Below are 17,309 nucleotides of genomic sequence, written 5' to 3' on the forward strand. Positions count from 1 at the left end.
AAGATTTAATGCTAAAAGCAAAACAAGCAGTGATACTGTTAAGTGCAATTTTATTGACCTTTTTAATTCCGGATAATATTGCCAACGCACATTCCGTATTGGAAAAAGCAATACCTGAAAACGAGGAGCAACTACAGGGTACAATAAATAGTATAAAATTGACTTTTAATACCAAAATTGAAAATGGAAGTACCCTTTCTGTTACTAGTGATAAGGGGGAAAAAATAGAGCCAGCATCTGTTAAAATAACCAACGATGTTTTAGATGCTACGTTTAAAGACCCACTTGAACCTGGTACCTACCAAGTGAATTGGAAAATTGTCGGCGCCGATGGTCACCCGATCGAAAATCAATATTCTTTTTCCATTGTAGCGGCCGAGGGTAATACGGAACAAACGGACGATGGGCAAAACAGTACTGTTGAGGAAAATAAATCGAAAAATGATGGTGAAACGACAGCTAAACGGAATAACCAGAATAAAAAGCAACAACAGAATTCTGCTGAACAAGAAAATGAGCAACCTTCATTAACAAGCTGGGTTATTATCGTTTTGATCATCGTAGGAATTGTATTGCTGGCCTGGATGATGTTTAGTAAACGTAAAAAGTAGGCAGGAGGTACATTAATTTGCTTTTCGTATCATTATCTGAATTAATCTTGTATATTTGTTTTTCTATACTGTTTGGATCATTAATACTATTCATGGTCCCGGAGGATAAAAAACCCCCAATATACATACCTAAAAAAATTCTTTATTTCGCAGCAATACTGATTCCTGTTGCTGCTTTTATGCCGGTTTTCCAGACTGCCAACATATTGGCAGCCGATAGGGATTTAGGATTCATTTTAAAAAATGTTGTACTTACGTTCGAAATTGGTAAAGCATGGCTGTTTGTTGTTTTTGTTTCTATTATTCTTATCTGTGTATTATTGGCTAAAAATTTAATTACTAAGAAACATTTAATGATGTGGGCGCTTGTGCTAACCTTACTGATGCTTTTTGGCTATACTACATCAAGCCATGCAGCAACTATTACTGATGGGAAAGGCTTTATTTTTCATACACTTCATTTTCTTGCAGTTACGATATGGATTGGAATTCTTTTTGTTGTTAGTTGGTTTTCTAAAACAAAGGATAATTGGTTAACTTTCTTGAAATGGTTCACTCCAGTCGCTCTAATATGTCTTGCCATCACGATTGTAGCCGGATATTTTACTATGGAGATTGATATTAATTCCTATGACGATCCAAATGCTTCCATTTTCCAGGAATATCAAAATAGCCTGATTGTGAATTATGGACAAGCGCTGGTTTTAAAGCATATTTTTATTATTTCATTAGTCGTATTCGCTTTTCTAAATGGAGTATTGTTCAGGAGGAAGAATAATCAGGAATTATTTAACCCGTTTAAATGGGCACGGCTGGAGAGTGTTTATGCCCTCATTGTATTTGGGATAACCGCATTCATGGGACAATCATGGCCACCACATCAAATTTACAGTTTAATAAAGACAGAGGGGGCTTCACCATTATTTAACGCTTTATACGATGGAGATATTATAGATACCATTCAAAATGCTGACAGTACGGGTATTTTTAACGTTACGATGTCTTTTGAATTTGAAAGTTATTTATTATTTGGACTAGGTTTGTTATTTATGTTGTTAACTATTTTCGGAGCCGTAAGGAAGAGGTCTGTTTATGTTTCCACATTCTCTTCACTATTAATGATTATATCTTTATATTTCGGAATAATTACAGGAATTCAGTAAGTTGAAAATTAAAGATAAAGAAAGGCAATCGATGCTTGCTCCTTTGCTCCAAATGGAGATAAAAGGAATAATGGGCTTAGGTGAATAAAATTCGGGGGAAATTGCTTATGAAAAAGTTTGTATCACTACTATTCATGTTATCGATCCCTTTTGGTTGGCTAAATCCTGTTCATGCCGAAGAAGAGGGTTCGATAAATGAGGAAATAATTTATAATATTTTTGTTGATCGTTTTAATAATGGAGATCCGATGCTTAGCGCTCAAGTTAATGTGGATGATCCAACGGCATACCACGGCGGGGATATCCAGGGAATTACGAACAAATTGGATTACATAAAAGAATTAGGTATGACAACGATAAGACTATCATCCATTATGGAAAATGCACCAAATGGCTATCATGGATACTGGATTGAGGATTTTTTCAAAGTAGATGATCAGTTTGGTACATTAGAAGATGTGCAGACGTTGGTGAAAGAAGCACATAAACGGGGTATAAAGGTAATGTTAGAGTTTGTACCGAATTATGTTGCACCGACCCATCCGTTTGCTAATGATTCAAATAAAACCATTCCTACCACGGTGGCCAATACGATGTGGTTAGACAAAGCAGTAACATTAAATCTGCGTAATCCACAGGTGAAGGCAACGATATTTAAAGCTGCAGATTATTGGCTTAAAGAAACAAATATTGATGGCTATAATATACATGCAATTGAGCAAACGCCAATCCCATTTTTGAATGAATTTGTTAAGCATGTGAAAAACGTTAAACCTGATATCCATTTGACAGGTAGTGTTTTAAACTCAGACGATTTAACCGAAGCGTATTTGAATACAGGTGTTTCATTAATTGATAACGACGTAATGCAAAAGGCAATGGTAAATGTATTCGCTAATGCGGGGACCCCCGTCAAAAACCTTTATAGCAAATGGGAAGCAATTGATAAAAGGTCAGGCCTATTGTATATCGATAATAAATTTACGACGCGCTTCACACGTGAAATCGTAAAGAATGGTCAAAACCCATTAACAACGTGGAAACTCGCTCTTACATACATGTATATGTCTCCGGGAGTCCCAATGATCTATCAGGGATCGGCAATTCCGATGGATGGCAATACACCCGAAGAAATACAACGATTAGTACAATTCAATAATAGTGATCCGGATTTACAAGAATTTTTTAATAAATTGTCATCGATTGGTACACAATTTCCAGTATTAGCAGACGGGGATTTTGAATTGTCTGGTTCAAATGGTGCAATGAGCATATTTAAGCGTTCAAATGAGGACACGACTTTATTTGTAGCAATTAACAATGGTAAAAAAACGGAGGATGTTTCCATTACCGATGTGCCGGATGGAATGCAGCTGACAGATTTATTAAGTGGTGATATTGTTCGTGAAAATGATGATGGCAAATATAGAGTTGGGCTCGATCGCGAAACAGTGGCAATTTTTGCTGTTGAGCAGGATAAAGGTCTAAATTGGGTATTTATCGGCATGATTATTAGTGTTTTCGTTGTATTTGCTTTTGTAATTGCTCTTTTGAGTAGAAAGCAAAAAACGCCGTCTGAATCAATTTTATAGTTAGTTTTATGATCGGTCTAGAACTAACTAACATGGGTTAGGTTTAAAAAATAGCTTAATTGGAAAGAGGTGCAATTCATATTTTAGAATTGCACCTCTATTACATTATTGGTTCGTTTCCGATTTAATTAAGTAGCATTAATATTGCGATAGGGTGAATGCGACTAATGGCAAAATTAGGATTGTCGTAAATCCTAGCCAATCTAGTATATTCCGCACTACATGTAACATCATTGGGCATGGTTTGATTTCTGAATTGTTTTCAAGTGGTTTTTAATTTATCCGTTCACACTAAGAGGGCATCAGACTAACCTAAAGTTAATTGCCCGTCCCCCCGTCCATTAATGATTTCCTACTCTACAAGCTAACAATTGGAATTTGTTTAAGTTTGGCCTCATCTTCGTCTCATAATATTTTTTTAATGCCGGTGAATAATAAGATAAGCTAAACCAAAAAGTGGGTAACCTCCTTCAAAAAAAGTCGATGGCAGAATGATCTTTTTCTGTGTATAGAATTAACAAAAGTAAAAGCAATAGTGATTACAGCCATCAAATTGATCCAGTTGTGCCATCTTTTTGATCCAACAGTGACAAGGAAATGATCCAGTCGTGACAAAGGTGATCCAATCCACAATTATAGCCTCTTCTTAACCACAGCTTTAGCTGCTTGCCCTTGACCGCCGTGCTACTTCTTAGTGATCGCTGGAAGGGGTCGGGGGCCCATAGCCATCAAGTTAAGCACAATATTTGGTATATAAGCCAATTTTTTCTTATGATCCTCTTAAGAGATAAAAAACCTGAGAGGAGCATTTTGATGTCTACCAAAGTAAATGTAGAAAACGAATTCGAACTGTTTGCTCGGGAGATGGAGCGTAAACTATCTAGTGAGCAAATTCGTCAATTGGCAAAAGAAGTGGATTTCATGCAAAGGAGTACAAAGTTGAAACCAGAATATTTTTGTCAACTGTGTTCTATTTTGGGTGAATCGTTTGGGAATAAGAGTCTCACTCAGCTTTGTGCGCAGCTTTGTTCATATTTTAATTTAGAAATTTCAGCAGAAGGGTTAAATCAGCGCTTCAATGAGGAATCAGTAGAATTCATGAGACGAATCTTCCAATCTTTATGGTTGAATCAGGTATCCGGATCCCTCCCTTTTGTGGAAAGGCATCTGTTTAAGCGGATTCGAATTTTGGATTCCTCCTCATTTGATTTGCCTTCCGATTATACAGGATACGATGGGCCAAATGGTACGGGAGTGAAGATTCAACTTGAGTATGAATTATATGAAGGAGTGTTCCGTCACCTTCAGATACAAAACGGAAAAGAAAGTGACATTAGCTATGCAAAAAGCATTCAAGATGATATTCAACCAGGAGATTTATGCTTACGTGATTTAGGCTATTTTTCTCAAGATAATTTATTGGCCATTGACAAAAAAGGCGGTTATTACGTTTCTAGAATAAGGAATCAAACGAACCTTTATCAAAAAAACGATGATGGACAATGGCAAAAGATAAATGTAACCAAAATGATGGAACCATTACAACCGGGAGAGGTAATCGAGTTAACCCAGGTACGAGTTGGTGCGAAAACCAAGGATCCACTTTTGGCACGGATAGTTGTTACAAAACTAACCGAAGAACAAAAAGAAAAGCGGCAGGAGCATTTAAACCAAAAAAAGAAGAGAAGGAAAAAATCCCTCTCTGCTCAGAAAAATATATCTGTAAATATATTTGCCACCAATATACCACAGGAACAGGTGAAAAAGGAAGAAATATACCCACTTTATTCCTTAAGGTGGCAAATTGAAATTCTTTTTAAGACATGGAAATCATTATTCGAGATACAAAAAGTAAAGAAAATGAAAAAAGAACGTTTCGAATGCCATTTATACGGCACACTCATCCAACTGCTTATATGTTCAACCGTAGCCTTCCAGTGTCGTAGGATGCTTTATCAGCAGTACCATATGGAGGTAAGTGAATACAAATCTATTGATATCGCAAAGGAGAGCCTGACTGTATCACAGCAAGGAATGATCGACAAGGGCAGGAGTCTTGTCGAGGTGCTCAAACGAATATACAAAAGTATACGCATGAACGGAAGGAAGTGTCATAAAAAACAAAAGAAAACCGTGTTTGACATTCTTCATATTGCATATAAACAAAGTATATCCCCTACAGCATAAAGTTATGAAACTAAAACCTTGCAAATATTTCTAAAACTAAGCCCTTTTTATAGGGCTTAGTTTGGCATGCGTTATTTTAGAGACACACTATGAAGCTTGTACGGAAAGCTGCAAAAGAAGGGTCTTTGCACGGTTTCATTTTTATTAACTTGATGGCTATGGGTCGGGGGCCCCACCAGCGGAACTTAGAAGTGATTGTCCGTGGTACGCTATTGATGCGAATGAGCCTCAAAGGATTTATTTTTGCCATTCGCCATCAAGACCACCACCACGGACACAAACAAGGTCAAGGGTGGTGGCGGTTGTTGCTAAACACGGAAGTATGTATACTGGTCCTCACTTGGCAGTGGTGGATCAAAATTGTGTCCTAAGTGGGTCAAAAACATGGCAGAGGTGGAGCTAAACAATATCTTTCTTCAAGCAATAGTAAGTAAGAACTCTTTCGGATTAACAAAAACATTATAAAGTAAGGATGATTATATGTTAAAAACAAGAAAGTCCTTTTTATTATTAATCGCTTTATTGTTAATCGGCTTAATTCCAATTAACACTTCGGAAGCACATTCTATTTTGGTAGAGACCGAGGATAATTCAGAAAAAATGGACAAACAGCAAAATGACACTGTAGAAGGAAGTAAAGATGAAACGGCAGATGAACAAAAAAATGAGCAATCTTCATTAACTACCTGGATTATTATCGCTTTCATCATTGCAGGAATTGTGTTGCTAGACTGGAATGATTTTTAGCAAACGTAAGAACGGTAGGAGGCACATTAATTTGCTTTTATGGCATTATCTGTATTTTTTCTACATTGTTTTGATCATTGATGCTATTTATCCCGGTAAAAACCCGAAATGTACATAAGGTAAAAAGAGATGCATTTGTTATGAACTACACCTCTTTTATTGGCTATTTCTTTTTCGGCTTGATAAAGAGCATGAATAGGATAATCAAGGTGAACGCAACTAATGCCAAAAATGGGATTGTAACAAATCCTAACCAATTAATATATTCCGCACTGCATGGAACACCGTTTGCGCATGGCCTGATTTCGGCAAACCCCGGTACTTTTTGCTCTAAATAATGAAAAAGTGAAATAGACCAGCCGATGATGGCTATTGGCAGCACATATTTCTTAACAGCCAGATCATTTTGAAATGTTGCTATTCCAAGGATCAATGTTAAGGGATACATTAGGATACGCTGATACCAACAAAGTTCACACGGAATAAAACCTCGTATTTCACTAAAGTAAAGACTCCCAAGTGTTGCAACAACTGTAACTAACCATGCCACATAAAGTGAAAACTGCTTAATATCTATTCTATTCATATTCTAATTTTCCTCTAGTGCATCTTCTATAGCCTTTTGAATTGCATCATAATCATATGGGTCTTCCATCACTTTTCCATTAACCATGATAGTAGGGGTGACTTCTACATTAAATTCTGTTACCAATTCCGAATCCTTATTTACCTCATTGATTTCTGAATTGTTTTCAATAGCTGCTTTTAATTTATCCGTGTTAATCTCTGGCACAGTACTGGCTACTTCAAGAATCTTTTCTGTTGTAATCCAACTGCTATCATGATTTTCACTGGGCTGCTCCTTGAAGAGCGCTTTGTGAAAATCCCAGTAAGCATTAGGGTTTTGTTTATAAACTGTTTCAGCTGCCAATGAACCCAACTTTGATTCTTGTCCGTGAAACAACACATTTATAAATGAAAATTTAACCTTTCCTGTATCGACATAATCACTTACTAATTGAGGAAAAATATCTGTTCCCCAAACCTTACAAGCAGGACACTTAAAGTCTCCAAATTCTACAACAGTTACCGGAGCATTAGTATCACCTAATGTCGGTTGTCCCTCAGTAGATGGCTGTTTCTCAAATGTCATTCCTTGATCCGATTCAGAGTTATTGTTGCTAATAACAACCAAAGCAATGATTAGTGCAACAATAACTAATGTAACAACTACAACAATTTTGAATGGAGAATTTTTTCTTTTCATGAAAACACCTCTCAATATTTTATGGATTCAATTTTAACATCAAATTTTTCCGAACATGGGTTAATCAGGTATTGTTCAAATACTTTTCACAAATAAAGATTTGACACACATATTAGTCGTTGTTAATATGATGATAACAAAACATATTATTACTGTCTAATATAATAGGGGGGGTAACACATGTTAAAGGCTGATATTGATACAAAGATGAAGTTTTTGCACGGCTTTTCACATAAAACAAGAATTCAAATATTAGAATGCATAAAAGAGGAGGAAAAAACAGTTTCGCAAATTGTTGATGATCTGAATGGTAATCAATCTAACATATCACAGCATTTGGCGTGTTTAAAAGGATGCGGGCTTGTTGTAGGGAGACAAGAAGGAAAATATGTTTATTACCGTGTACGTAATCAACTCGTACGAGATTTATTAACCATGTTTGATGTGGTGCTTGAGGACGTTCAAAATGATGTTACTTGTTGTAAAAATCATATCGATTAATGGGGTGGTATGAATGGCGGATAAATGCTGCGGTTCAAAAGATGAACTTATAACAATAAGGGATAGTAAAGGGTGTTGCAACAGTCACGCTGAAACATCGGCTACAGCGGCAAAAGCAGGGGACAGTTGTTGCAATGACCAAGGAGTAGCAGCAACTACTACTAATACATCTTGTTGCGGTAGTCAATCAGAAAGTGTAAATAATGAAGCTGTTGCTGATAGCTGTTGTAGCCAGGAATCAATCAAAGAATCAGACATACGGTCTTGTTGCAGCGGGATAGAGGATGAGACCACGACGGAGACATCAAATTGTTGCAGCAATAAAGATGAGATAATACCTAATATTAACACTACAGCTGTTACAGGGGAAAAGTTTGAATATCGGATACATGGGATGGATTGTCCTTCTTGTGCAGTGACGATAGAAAAAGGGTTGAATGGGTTAAATGACATTCAGGAAGCAAAGGTAATATACAATACTGCCAAATTGCAGGTTATTGGCAGCAATGCTCTATCGCTGGATAGTTTAGAAAGTGAGGTTCAAAAACTTGGTTATACGGTTGAACCTTTGTTGCAAAACAAAAACATAAGAACCTACGATGTAGTAGGAATGGATTGCGGCAGTTGCGCCAAAAGTATTGAAAAACATTTAAATACGATTTCGTCAGTTAACAGTGTGAGTGTCAGTTTCTCAACTGGAAAAATGAAAATAGACCATGCAAATAGTGTAGATGATATTGTTTCTGAGGTATCGAAACTTGGTTATAAAGCATCACTTATTACGAATAGCAATAAAACCACAGAAACATCGAAAAACAAAGAGGGATATAGCTTAATTACTTTCTCCGGAATTTTAATTGCGCTTGGGTTTATTGGTTCATACAATGGTATCCCAGCTTTAATGTCGATCCTCTTATATGCCACCGCTATCGCTATAAGTGGGTATAAACCAGTAAAGAGCGCTTATTTTGCGATAAAAAGCCGTTCACTTGATATGAATGTTCTCATGTCAGCAGCCGCAATTGGAGCCGCATTAATAGGAGAATGGTTTGAGGGTGCAACCGTCGTGTGGTTGTTTGCATTGGGTAATGCCCTGCAAAATAGGTCGATTGAGCAAACTAGGAAATCCATCAGCAATCTAATGGATTTGGCTCCGTCAGAGGCATGGATTAAAGTTGGAACAGAATTAATTAAAAAGCCGGTTGAAGAAATTTCAGTTGGTCAGGTTCTTGTTATTAAACCGGGTGATCGAATTCCGTTAGATGGGGAAATTATTCAAGGTGAGACTAGCGTTAATCAGGCGCCTATAACTGGAGAGTCCATTCCAGTGGATAAATTAATTGGAGACACTGTATATGCAGGAACAATTAACGAAAGTGGTTCCATTGAAATCAAGGTAACCAAGTTAGTCGAAGATACAACAATTTCAAAAATCATTCATCTGGTGGAAGAAGCCCAGGAACAAAAGGCTCCTACCCAAGCATTTATTGATAAGTTTGCCAGTATTTACACGCCGATCGTCTTTGTAACGGCCATAGCTGTTATTATATTTCCGCCACTTCTTGGTTTTGGTACATGGGGAGAATGGGTTTATAAAGGCCTTGCGCTATTAGTGGTTGCCTGTCCATGTGCATTAGTGATATCTACCCCTGTAGCAATTGTATCTGCTATTGGAAACGCTGCGAGGAATGGTGTCTTAATAAAAGGTGGAACGTTTCTGGAGAAGGCAGGTGCTATTGATGCGATAGCGTTTGATAAAACAGGTACATTAACGGAAGGAAAGCCGAAAGTCTCGGAAGTTATCGCACCAGCTGCATCGAAAGAAGAGCTAATTTCAATTGCATTCACATTAGAAGGTTACTCCACACATCCAATAGCTAAAACAATTGTTGATTATGCCAAAGACAAGGGAATTCAGTCTAAAAATGGGGAGTTATTTAAAACAATTGTTGGTAAGGGCGTTGAAGCGACAATCGATGGAAAAGTTTATTATGCTGGCAATCTCAAACTGTTTGAACAAATGGATGTACCTTTAGATGATATAAAAACGAAAGTTGATAAGATACAAAGTCAAGGAAAAACGGTAGTGATTATCGGTACACAAGAAGAAATAAAGGGTGTAATAGCTGTTGCTGATACGATTCGTACAACTACTGTTAAAGCGTTGAATGGATTAAAACAAGTCGGTGTTAAGCAGCTTGTTATGCTGACTGGTGATAATAAAGGTACAGCAAAAATGATTTCAAATGAAACGAATGTAAATCGTTACTTTGCAGAACTGTTGCCTGAGGACAAGGTAAATGCGATTAAACAATTGCAAAGTGAAGGTCATAAAGTCGCAATGGTTGGAGATGGTATCAATGATGCACCAGCACTTGCCACAGCGGATTTAGGAATTGCGATGGGTGGCGCCGGTACAGATACAGCAATGGAAACTGCCGATATCGTGCTAATGGCAGATAACCTTGAAAAACTACCACATACGGTTAAGTTAAGCAGGAAGGCATTGGCAATTATTAAACAAAATATCTGGTTTTCGCTAATTGTAAAATTTGCAGCACTAGTTCTTATATTCCCTGGGGTACTCACGCTATGGTTGGCAGTGTTAAGTGATACGGGGGCGGCGATTATTGTGATATTAAATGCTTTACGTCTTTTAAAGGTTAAAGGGTAATTAGAATAAGGGCTGTTCAATTCCCTGATTGAACAGCCTATTATATTATTCCAATCAAATACATAAATGGCAATTATATTAGTTTCAAAGAGGTGAAGGTTATTGAATAAAGAAAGAATTAGAAAAAGAAGATTAAGAAAATATTTCAGGGTATTTGTATTACTCTTACTGCTGTCAGCTGTGGTTTACGCACTTTATTTAAATGTAAACAAGGATAACACTGTTGTATCGGTGGGGGATTATGCACCAAACTTTTCCTTGGAAACACTTCAAGGTGAGCGTGTTGAACTAAAGGATTATAGAGGAAAAGGTGTATTTTTAAATTTTTGGGGAACATGGTGTAAGCCTTGTAAAGTAGAAATGCCATATATGGAGGAGGAGTATAAGAAATTTAAAGAGCAGGGTGTTGAGATCCTCGCTGTTAACATTGAAGAGTCTGATTTAATTGTACAAAATTTTGTCGATAGGTATGGTCTCACTTTTCCTATATTAATGGATAGAGGTGGCGCGGTAACCGGACAATATAAAATTGGTCCAATTCCGACCACTTACTTAATTGATGAGAATGGTAAGGTGCTAAAAATAATTACCGGTAATATGAATCAGGAAAGCGTTAGGGAATACATGAAATTAATTAAACCATCGTAACAAAAGGGGACAATCATATGCAGGATTTAACTATTTTCTTTGCCTTTGGAGCGGGATTGTTATCCTTTCTTTCACCATGTACCTTACCTGTTTATCCGGCTTTCTTGTCTTACATAACTGGTATGTCTGTGGAAGATCTGAGTAACAAAAAAAGGGCGCGAAAGGTTACATTATTACATTCCGTTTTCTTTCTGGCTGGGTTTTCAATCATTTTTCTAGCTTTAGGATTATCCGGATCTTTCATAGGTTCATTCTTTGTTCAAAATAAGGAATTACTGCGACAAATAGGTGCCATTCTAATTTTCTTTTTCGGACTAGTCATTACGGGCATTCTGAAGCTGGATTTTCTAATGAAGGATAAAAGGGTAAGGTTTAAGAGAAAACCTTCAGGATATTTAGGAACCGTTTTGATCGGCATGGGGTTTGCGGCTGGTTGGACACCTTGTACAGGGCCAATTTTAGCTGCAGTAATAGCACTAGGGATAACAAATCCAAGTGCAGGATTGTTTTATATGATCTGGTATGTAATAGGGTTTTCTATTCCATTTTTTCTTTTAACCTTCTTTGTTGGGAAGTTGAAATGGATTAACAAGTATAGTCGACTGATAATGAAAATTGGTGGCTATATTATGATTATAATGGGAATAGTGCTTTATTTTAATTGGATGACGAAAATAATATCATTTTTGACAAATTATCTTTTCGGTGGATTCACCGGATTTTAAAAAAGGGTGTGATATACTATGTACCATACCATCATAATCGGTGCTGGACAAGCCGGACTGGCAATGGGGTATTACTTAAAACAATCAAGTCATTCTTTCCTCGTGTTGGATGAAAATGAAGAGGTAGGGAAAGTATGGGAAAGGCGATATGATTCTTTGGTTTTGTTTACCCCTAGGTCATACAGTTCCTTACCCGGACTAGAACTTATAGGGAATGCACAAGGCTTTCCTACAAAAGATGAAATATCGCGATATTTAAAAGTCTATGCGGAATCTTTTAAGCTACCGATTAAGCATAACTCTAGGGTAATTAATGTTCGAAAAGAGAATAATATATTTCATATTACGACAGAGCATATGGTGTATAAAACCCAGAATGTGATAATCGCTACAGGTCCTTTTCAGAAGCCAAGAATTCCTGCTTTTGCAAATAGGTTGTCAAAGGGGATCGTTCAACTACATTCTTCTGAATATCATAACCTTTCTCAATTAAAAGAAGGGAATGCGTTAGTTGTGGGTGGAGGAAATAGTGGAGCACAAATAGCTGTAGAAATTTCACAAGAAAAGAAGACCTATCTATCTACTAGTCATAGATTGAATTTTCTGCCGTTATTAATTAAAAATAAAAGTATATTTTGGTGGTTTGATAAGGTTGGATTATTAAATGCAACTTCTAACTCGTTCAAAGGAAAACTAATTCAGAAAAAGGGGGACCCAATCTTCGGGCATCAATTGAAGGATGCTATTCGAAATGGCGATGTTACAAAAAAATAAATCTATTAGTGGTGACAATAATAAAGTTATATTCCAAGACAACACGTTTCTTGAAATACATAATATTATATGGGCCACTGGTTTCTTATCTGACTATTCCTGGTTAAATGTATCAGGCGTGTTGGATGAAAAAGGGAAACCAGTACATAAACGGGGTATCACAAATGTAGATGGATTATACTTTTTGGGCTTACCTTGGCAATATAGACGGGGGTCTGCACTTTTGCAAGGTGTAGGGTATGATGCGGAATATATAATGAAACATATTCAGAAAAATCTAGTTTAGGGTATATTAAAATGAAAAATAAAACAAATAGATCCCCATTTCACTACAATTTTATTGATAATTACAGTAAAATTAATAGTAGGAGAATTTGCCTATAAGGGTAAAGGGAGGTTTTACTATGTTAAATTTTAATAAACTATTGGAAGATACCCTGAGTAGTGAAGTAATAAATCCAATTGAAATTTTTGACTTGCTACCAGAAAAACATGAAAAATATGAAGAGTTACTAAGATCAGCTCAACAAAGAGTATTAGAGTCATGGTTTAATGATTTTAGAGATGATTCAAATTCCGTAATTAAAATGAATACAGGTAGTGGAAAAACCGTTGTTGGATTACTTATATTACAATCTTATTTGAATGAAGGTAAAGGTCCAGCGATATACATTGTTCCAGATAACTATTTAATTGAACAAATCATTAAAGAAGCTGATGATCTAGGAATAAGTATAACTAGAGATAGTAAATCAAATGAATTTTTAAACGGCGAATGTATCCTAGTGACCAATATGCACAAAATTATTAATGGAAGAACTGTTTTTGGTGTTGGTGAAATAAAAAAAGAAATAGGATGTATTGTTATTGACGATGCACATGCGTGTATGAAAGTCGCGAAGTCCCAATTTTCAATAAATATACCAAGAGAAAATAATATTTATGAAAAGTTTTTAAATATATTTAGTGATTGTATGAAAGAGCAATCTGAAAGTAAATACTTAGAGATTAGAGATGGGGATAAAAAGTCACAGCAACTAATTCCATTTTGGGAATGGAAAAATAATTACTCTAAAATTTTAAGTATACTTCATGAGCAACGTAATAATGATAGTGAGGAAAATAAAAGTTTATTTTTCAATTGGTCGTTGTTAAAAGATAACTTGGAACTTGCAGAATGTATTATTACTGGTCAAGAATTAGTTATTAAACTTGATTTTTTACCAATAGATGTAATTCAAAGTTTTGATGAGTGTACTCACAGGGTTTTCATGAGTGCTACAATTGAAGACGATTCAATTTTAGTCTCCCATTTTGATATTGATAGTAATCAAATAGAAAATGCTATCACCCCCGGCCAAGCCAATGATATTGGGGAAAGAATGATTCTAATACCTCAAGAATTGAACCCGAAAATTAAAGAGGATGATTTAAAACAGTACTATAAGAGCCTTTCGAATAAAGTAAATGTTGTAATATTAGTTCCATCTACATATAGATCTTATTACTGGAGAGATGTAGCGGATATAATAGTATCAAATCAAAATGAAATGCTTAGGACTGTAGATAAATTAAAGAACCAACATGTTGGTCTTATAGTGTTAATTAACAAATATGATGGGATTGATTTGCCTAAAAAAGCCTGTGAAGTTTTAGTCATTGATGGGATGCCGGATGTTAGAAGTGAATTTGAAAAGTACGAACAAATTGCATTAAGAGGTAGTAAGGAAGTTTTAAAAGATAATATACAAAGAATAGAACAAGGAATGGGACGTGGAATTAGATCAAAGGAAGATTATTGTGTAGTTTTTTTAATGGGAAGTTCATTGGTACAATCTCTTTATTCAAATGAAGCAAAAAAAATGTTTACGGAAGCAACACAAATGCAACTTAAGCTTTCTAAAAGCCTAGATAAGCAATTAAAAGGTGCTTCAATTAATGATATTGATAATGCAATTTCAAGCTGTCTATCTAGAAATCCAGATTGGGTTAAATTAAATAAAGCTACACTTCTAAAATTAAAATATAATCCTAAAAATTCTTTTGATCAAGATATTATAAAACAAAGAAAAGCTTTCAATGATGCTAAAAACAGAGATTATAATAGTGCAATGGATAAGATTCAGGAGATAATTAATTCTACAACAAATAATAATAAAAAAGGTTTCTTAAAGTATAAATTTGCTAAGTATCAAAACTTTGTAAGTCATGTTTCAGCACAACAGACCTTAATGTCTGCCAAAAAGATTAATAGTCAGTTACTTCACCCAGTAAATGGAATAGTATATAAAAAAATGCAATTTGATAATATACCTCAGGTCAATAAGTTATGTCAATTTAATATTGATAATTACAAAGATACCAATGAGTATTTACTGAGCTTTAACGCATTAATAGATAAACTTCATTTTGAAGATTTCTCTTCTAATGTTTTTGAACAAGCAATTAAAGATTTGGGTAAGCATTTAGGTTTTAATTCCCAAAGACCAGAAAATGATTTTAGGAAAGGTCCTGATAATTTATGGGCAAGTATTAACAATAATTGTTTTGTAATAGAATGTAAAAATGAAGCTACTGCTAGGACAATCTGTAAAGACTATTGTAACCAACTCAACGGGTCAATTGTTTGGTTTGAGAAAACATATCCAGCCGTTAATACATTTACACCTGTAATGATTCACCCAAATACCAAATTTGAATATGCAGCTACCCCTGACCCTAGAATTAGAATTATCAATAAAGAGAAACTAGAATTATTAAGAGGGAGATTAAGAGAGTTTGCAAGCCAAGTAGCACAATCAAATTATGATTTAAGTACTGTTGCTGGTTTATTGCAAACATTTAAACTAGAGGTAGAAAAATTTATTCAGGAATATACTGTTCATTTTGATAGATGAAAATTCAATATATGTAATTTGAACAACGGGCTCAAATATATAAACAAGGTACTCCTCGTTTTTTAGTTTTATACCTATGTTTGACAATCTAATAAGGAGTGAAAACTATGACCGCAGGGGCTCCGTGTAAAGAACCCAGGCCTAAATAGCAAGGTAACATAAATAGTTAATAATCTCTAATTACTTGGATGAGTTTGGTTTATAGATCCATTGAAAAGGTGGCTCGGAAACATGATATGGGTGGTCCTATCTCATGTTTTATTCAGTGCAGTGCAATTTACCACGAATCTAAATAACTGTCAGGGAATTATTATTCCTTGTAGGAATCAACTGACCATTTTTTTATAAAGCAACAAATTGATATTCTATATATTTTTCTTATAAAGTGACATTTGGGTGACGAATGTCTGAAATAGCCATGATTTCAAAGCTTATTAATGATATTGGATGAAAATACAACATGAGACAAAGCCTGAAATTGCGGGGATTAGAGAAACAAAGGAATTAATTGATAGTAAAGCCCATAACTATGGTAAGGAAGTGGTCATTTATTGAATAGGCGAGTTGTAACAATCGAACTTCAAATACAAGCTGGAGATAAAAAGTATGTCCAATTTCATTTTTGACTGCTTTTAAAACCTGTGTATAAGTACACGTAACATACAAGTAGCATACAAAAGTGCCTGCAAGCGTTGATTTTACTACCTCCCTCAGTTCTCAAAACGTTAAGCAAATTAGAAAAAACTATATCAAAAAACCCTTTCTCCATTGGTTCCGAGGAAGGGTTTTTTGTTTTACTTACTTCTCCGCTTTATCATCAGATACCCTTGGCTTCTTCACTTTCCCTGACTCCGTCTCTGTCAATTTTCCTTCGTCAATTGACGACTTAAATTGAAATGAATCATCATCCAGTTCATCATCTATCTCCGCAATCACAAGTGGATAGGTGAGCACTTGGATGTTCATGCTGCCCTTTTTTGGTTTGGTCTCTTCATAGCTGACAGTAATTTTATGATTACCTGCTTTCGATTCTGGTGAGGTTACTTGCAGTATTTGCCCAATTTTCACATCAAATCCGCCAGATGACTTTCGTCCAAGCATAACAATTACATACGTCTTACCGTTTACTTGGAAAACTTTATTCGCTTTTTCCGAACGATTTTTCGCAATCCATTTTTGAACCTTGTCTGGTGCATCCTCAACATTGATTGTCTTAAATGGAATTTCCGTAACATCCTTTTTCATTGGTATCTCCTCCTCAGTGTTTGAATTGTCCTTTTTTGCATCCGATCCGCACCCGGATAGGGATATACTTAGAAATATAACGATCATCAAACAATGCACAAGACTCCGCCTCATTTTAAGAATACCCCTTTCTGTTACATACCCTTTTTCCTATCACCGACCTGTCTTAGCTCCATCATACTTGACATTTGAACATATGTATAGTGCAGTATTTTTTACCAGCATTAAATTATTTCGCTGAAACTTTTATCCATGTTAGACTGTATAATAATTAAAAA

General features: G+C 35.6%; 13 protein-coding genes and 1 pseudogene. 11 read left to right on the plus strand and 3 right to left on the minus strand.

Annotation, left to right across the window (positions count from 1 at the left end):
- Positions 1-8: 8 nt before the first annotated feature.
- From CZ382_RS14785 to CZ382_RS14810, 5 genes are all read left to right on the plus strand, one after another.
- Positions 9-611, plus strand: a complete 603-nt coding sequence (locus tag CZ382_RS14785; RefSeq protein ID WP_159457807.1) for a copper resistance CopC family protein — start codon at positions 9-11, stop codon at positions 609-611.
- A 17-nt stretch (positions 612-628) separates the two neighbouring features.
- Complete coding sequence (locus tag CZ382_RS14790) at positions 629-1,774, plus strand: copper resistance D family protein (protein WP_088051953.1); 1,146 nt, start codon at positions 629-631, stop codon at positions 1,772-1,774.
- A 107-nt stretch (positions 1,775-1,881) separates the two neighbouring features.
- A complete protein-coding gene (locus tag CZ382_RS14795) occupies positions 1,882-3,366 on the plus strand; it encodes an alpha-amylase family glycosyl hydrolase (protein ID WP_088051954.1) in 1,485 nt (494 codons plus the stop codon).
- Positions 3,367-4,179: 813 nt separating this feature from the next.
- Positions 4,180-5,553, plus strand: a complete 1,374-nt coding sequence (locus CZ382_RS14800) for an IS4 family transposase (RefSeq protein WP_159457808.1) — start codon at positions 4,180-4,182, stop codon at positions 5,551-5,553.
- A 480-nt stretch (positions 5,554-6,033) separates the two neighbouring features.
- On the plus strand, positions 6,034-6,300 hold the full coding sequence (locus CZ382_RS14810; RefSeq protein ID WP_088051957.1) for a hypothetical protein: 267 nt from the start codon (positions 6,034-6,036) through the stop codon (positions 6,298-6,300).
- 163 nt (positions 6,301-6,463) lie between these two features.
- Here CZ382_RS14810 and CZ382_RS14815 read toward each other — a convergent pair whose 3' ends face one another.
- The gene (locus tag CZ382_RS14815) at positions 6,464-6,886 is read right to left on the minus strand and encodes a disulfide oxidoreductase (RefSeq protein WP_088051958.1); all 423 of its coding nucleotides are present in this window, start codon (positions 6,884-6,886) and stop codon (positions 6,464-6,466) included.
- A gap of 3 nt (positions 6,887-6,889) precedes the next feature.
- Positions 6,890-7,567 carry a DsbA family protein gene (locus CZ382_RS14820; protein ID WP_088051959.1) on the minus strand — a complete coding sequence of 226 codons (678 nt, stop codon included), beginning with the start codon at positions 7,565-7,567 and terminating at the stop codon, positions 6,890-6,892.
- Positions 7,568-7,747: 180 nt separating this feature from the next.
- Between CZ382_RS14820 and CZ382_RS14825 the strand changes: the two genes are divergently transcribed.
- The 6 genes and pseudogenes from CZ382_RS14825 (at position 7,748) to CZ382_RS14850 (ending at position 15,786) form a co-directional block, all read left to right on the plus strand.
- The gene (locus CZ382_RS14825; protein ID WP_088051960.1) at positions 7,748-8,068 is read left to right on the plus strand and encodes an ArsR/SmtB family transcription factor; all 321 of its coding nucleotides are present in this window, start codon (positions 7,748-7,750) and stop codon (positions 8,066-8,068) included.
- Between the two features lie 13 nt (positions 8,069-8,081).
- Positions 8,082-10,742: a heavy metal translocating P-type ATPase gene (locus tag CZ382_RS14830; RefSeq protein ID WP_088051961.1), complete on the plus strand. Its 2,661-nt coding sequence runs from the start codon at positions 8,082-8,084 to the stop codon at positions 10,740-10,742.
- A 117-nt stretch (positions 10,743-10,859) separates the two neighbouring features.
- Positions 10,860-11,390: a thiol-disulfide oxidoreductase ResA gene (resA, locus tag CZ382_RS14835; protein ID WP_088053486.1), complete on the plus strand. Its 531-nt coding sequence runs from the start codon at positions 10,860-10,862 to the stop codon at positions 11,388-11,390.
- Positions 11,391-11,407: 17 nt separating this feature from the next.
- On the plus strand, positions 11,408-12,115 hold the full coding sequence (locus tag CZ382_RS14840; RefSeq protein WP_088051962.1) for a cytochrome c biogenesis CcdA family protein: 708 nt from the start codon (positions 11,408-11,410) through the stop codon (positions 12,113-12,115).
- Positions 12,116-12,133: 18 nt separating this feature from the next.
- A pseudogene (locus CZ382_RS14845) lies at positions 12,134-13,175 on the plus strand (flavin-containing monooxygenase).
- Positions 13,176-13,293: 118 nt separating this feature from the next.
- Positions 13,294-15,786 carry a DEAD/DEAH box helicase family protein gene (locus CZ382_RS14850; protein ID WP_088051963.1) on the plus strand — a complete coding sequence of 831 codons (2,493 nt, stop codon included), beginning with the start codon at positions 13,294-13,296 and terminating at the stop codon, positions 15,784-15,786.
- A gap of 798 nt (positions 15,787-16,584) precedes the next feature.
- Here CZ382_RS14850 and CZ382_RS14855 read toward each other — a convergent pair.
- Positions 16,585-17,031 carry a protease complex subunit PrcB family protein gene (locus CZ382_RS14855; RefSeq protein WP_159457809.1) on the minus strand — a complete coding sequence of 149 codons (447 nt, stop codon included), beginning with the start codon at positions 17,029-17,031 and terminating at the stop codon, positions 16,585-16,587.
- Positions 17,032-17,309: the final 278 nt, after the last annotated feature.

The organism is Virgibacillus dakarensis, from assembly GCF_900155625.1.
Lineage (GTDB): Bacteria > Bacillota > Bacilli > Bacillales > Amphibacillaceae > Lentibacillus_C > Lentibacillus_C populi.

What these genes read in the sequence shown, in the direction of transcription:
- CZ382_RS14820 (WP_088051959.1), bottom strand. Translation starts at nt 7,567, where the DNA reads ATGAAAAGAAAAAATTCTCCATTCAAAATTGTTGTAGTTGTTACATTA.
- CZ382_RS14795 (WP_088051954.1), top strand. Translation starts at nt 1,882, where the DNA reads ATGAAAAAGTTTGTATCACTACTATTCATGTTATCGATCCCTTTTGGT.
- CZ382_RS14815 (WP_088051958.1), bottom strand. Translation starts at nt 6,886, where the DNA reads ATGAATAGAATAGATATTAAGCAGTTTTCACTTTATGTGGCATGGTTA.
- CZ382_RS14840 (WP_088051962.1), top strand. Translation starts at nt 11,408, where the DNA reads ATGCAGGATTTAACTATTTTCTTTGCCTTTGGAGCGGGATTGTTATCC.
- CZ382_RS14850 (WP_088051963.1), top strand. Translation starts at nt 13,294, where the DNA reads ATGTTAAATTTTAATAAACTATTGGAAGATACCCTGAGTAGTGAAGTA.
- CZ382_RS14800 (WP_159457808.1), top strand. Translation starts at nt 4,180, where the DNA reads ATGTCTACCAAAGTAAATGTAGAAAACGAATTCGAACTGTTTGCTCGG.
- CZ382_RS14855 (WP_159457809.1), bottom strand. Translation starts at nt 17,031, where the DNA reads ATGAAAAAGGATGTTACGGAAATTCCATTTAAGACAATCAATGTTGAG.
- CZ382_RS14810 (WP_088051957.1), top strand. Translation starts at nt 6,034, where the DNA reads ATGTTAAAAACAAGAAAGTCCTTTTTATTATTAATCGCTTTATTGTTA.
- CZ382_RS14825 (WP_088051960.1), top strand. Translation starts at nt 7,748, where the DNA reads ATGTTAAAGGCTGATATTGATACAAAGATGAAGTTTTTGCACGGCTTT.
- CZ382_RS14785 (WP_159457807.1), top strand. Translation starts at nt 9, where the DNA reads ATGCTAAAAGCAAAACAAGCAGTGATACTGTTAAGTGCAATTTTATTG.
- CZ382_RS14830 (WP_088051961.1), top strand. Translation starts at nt 8,082, where the DNA reads ATGGCGGATAAATGCTGCGGTTCAAAAGATGAACTTATAACAATAAGG.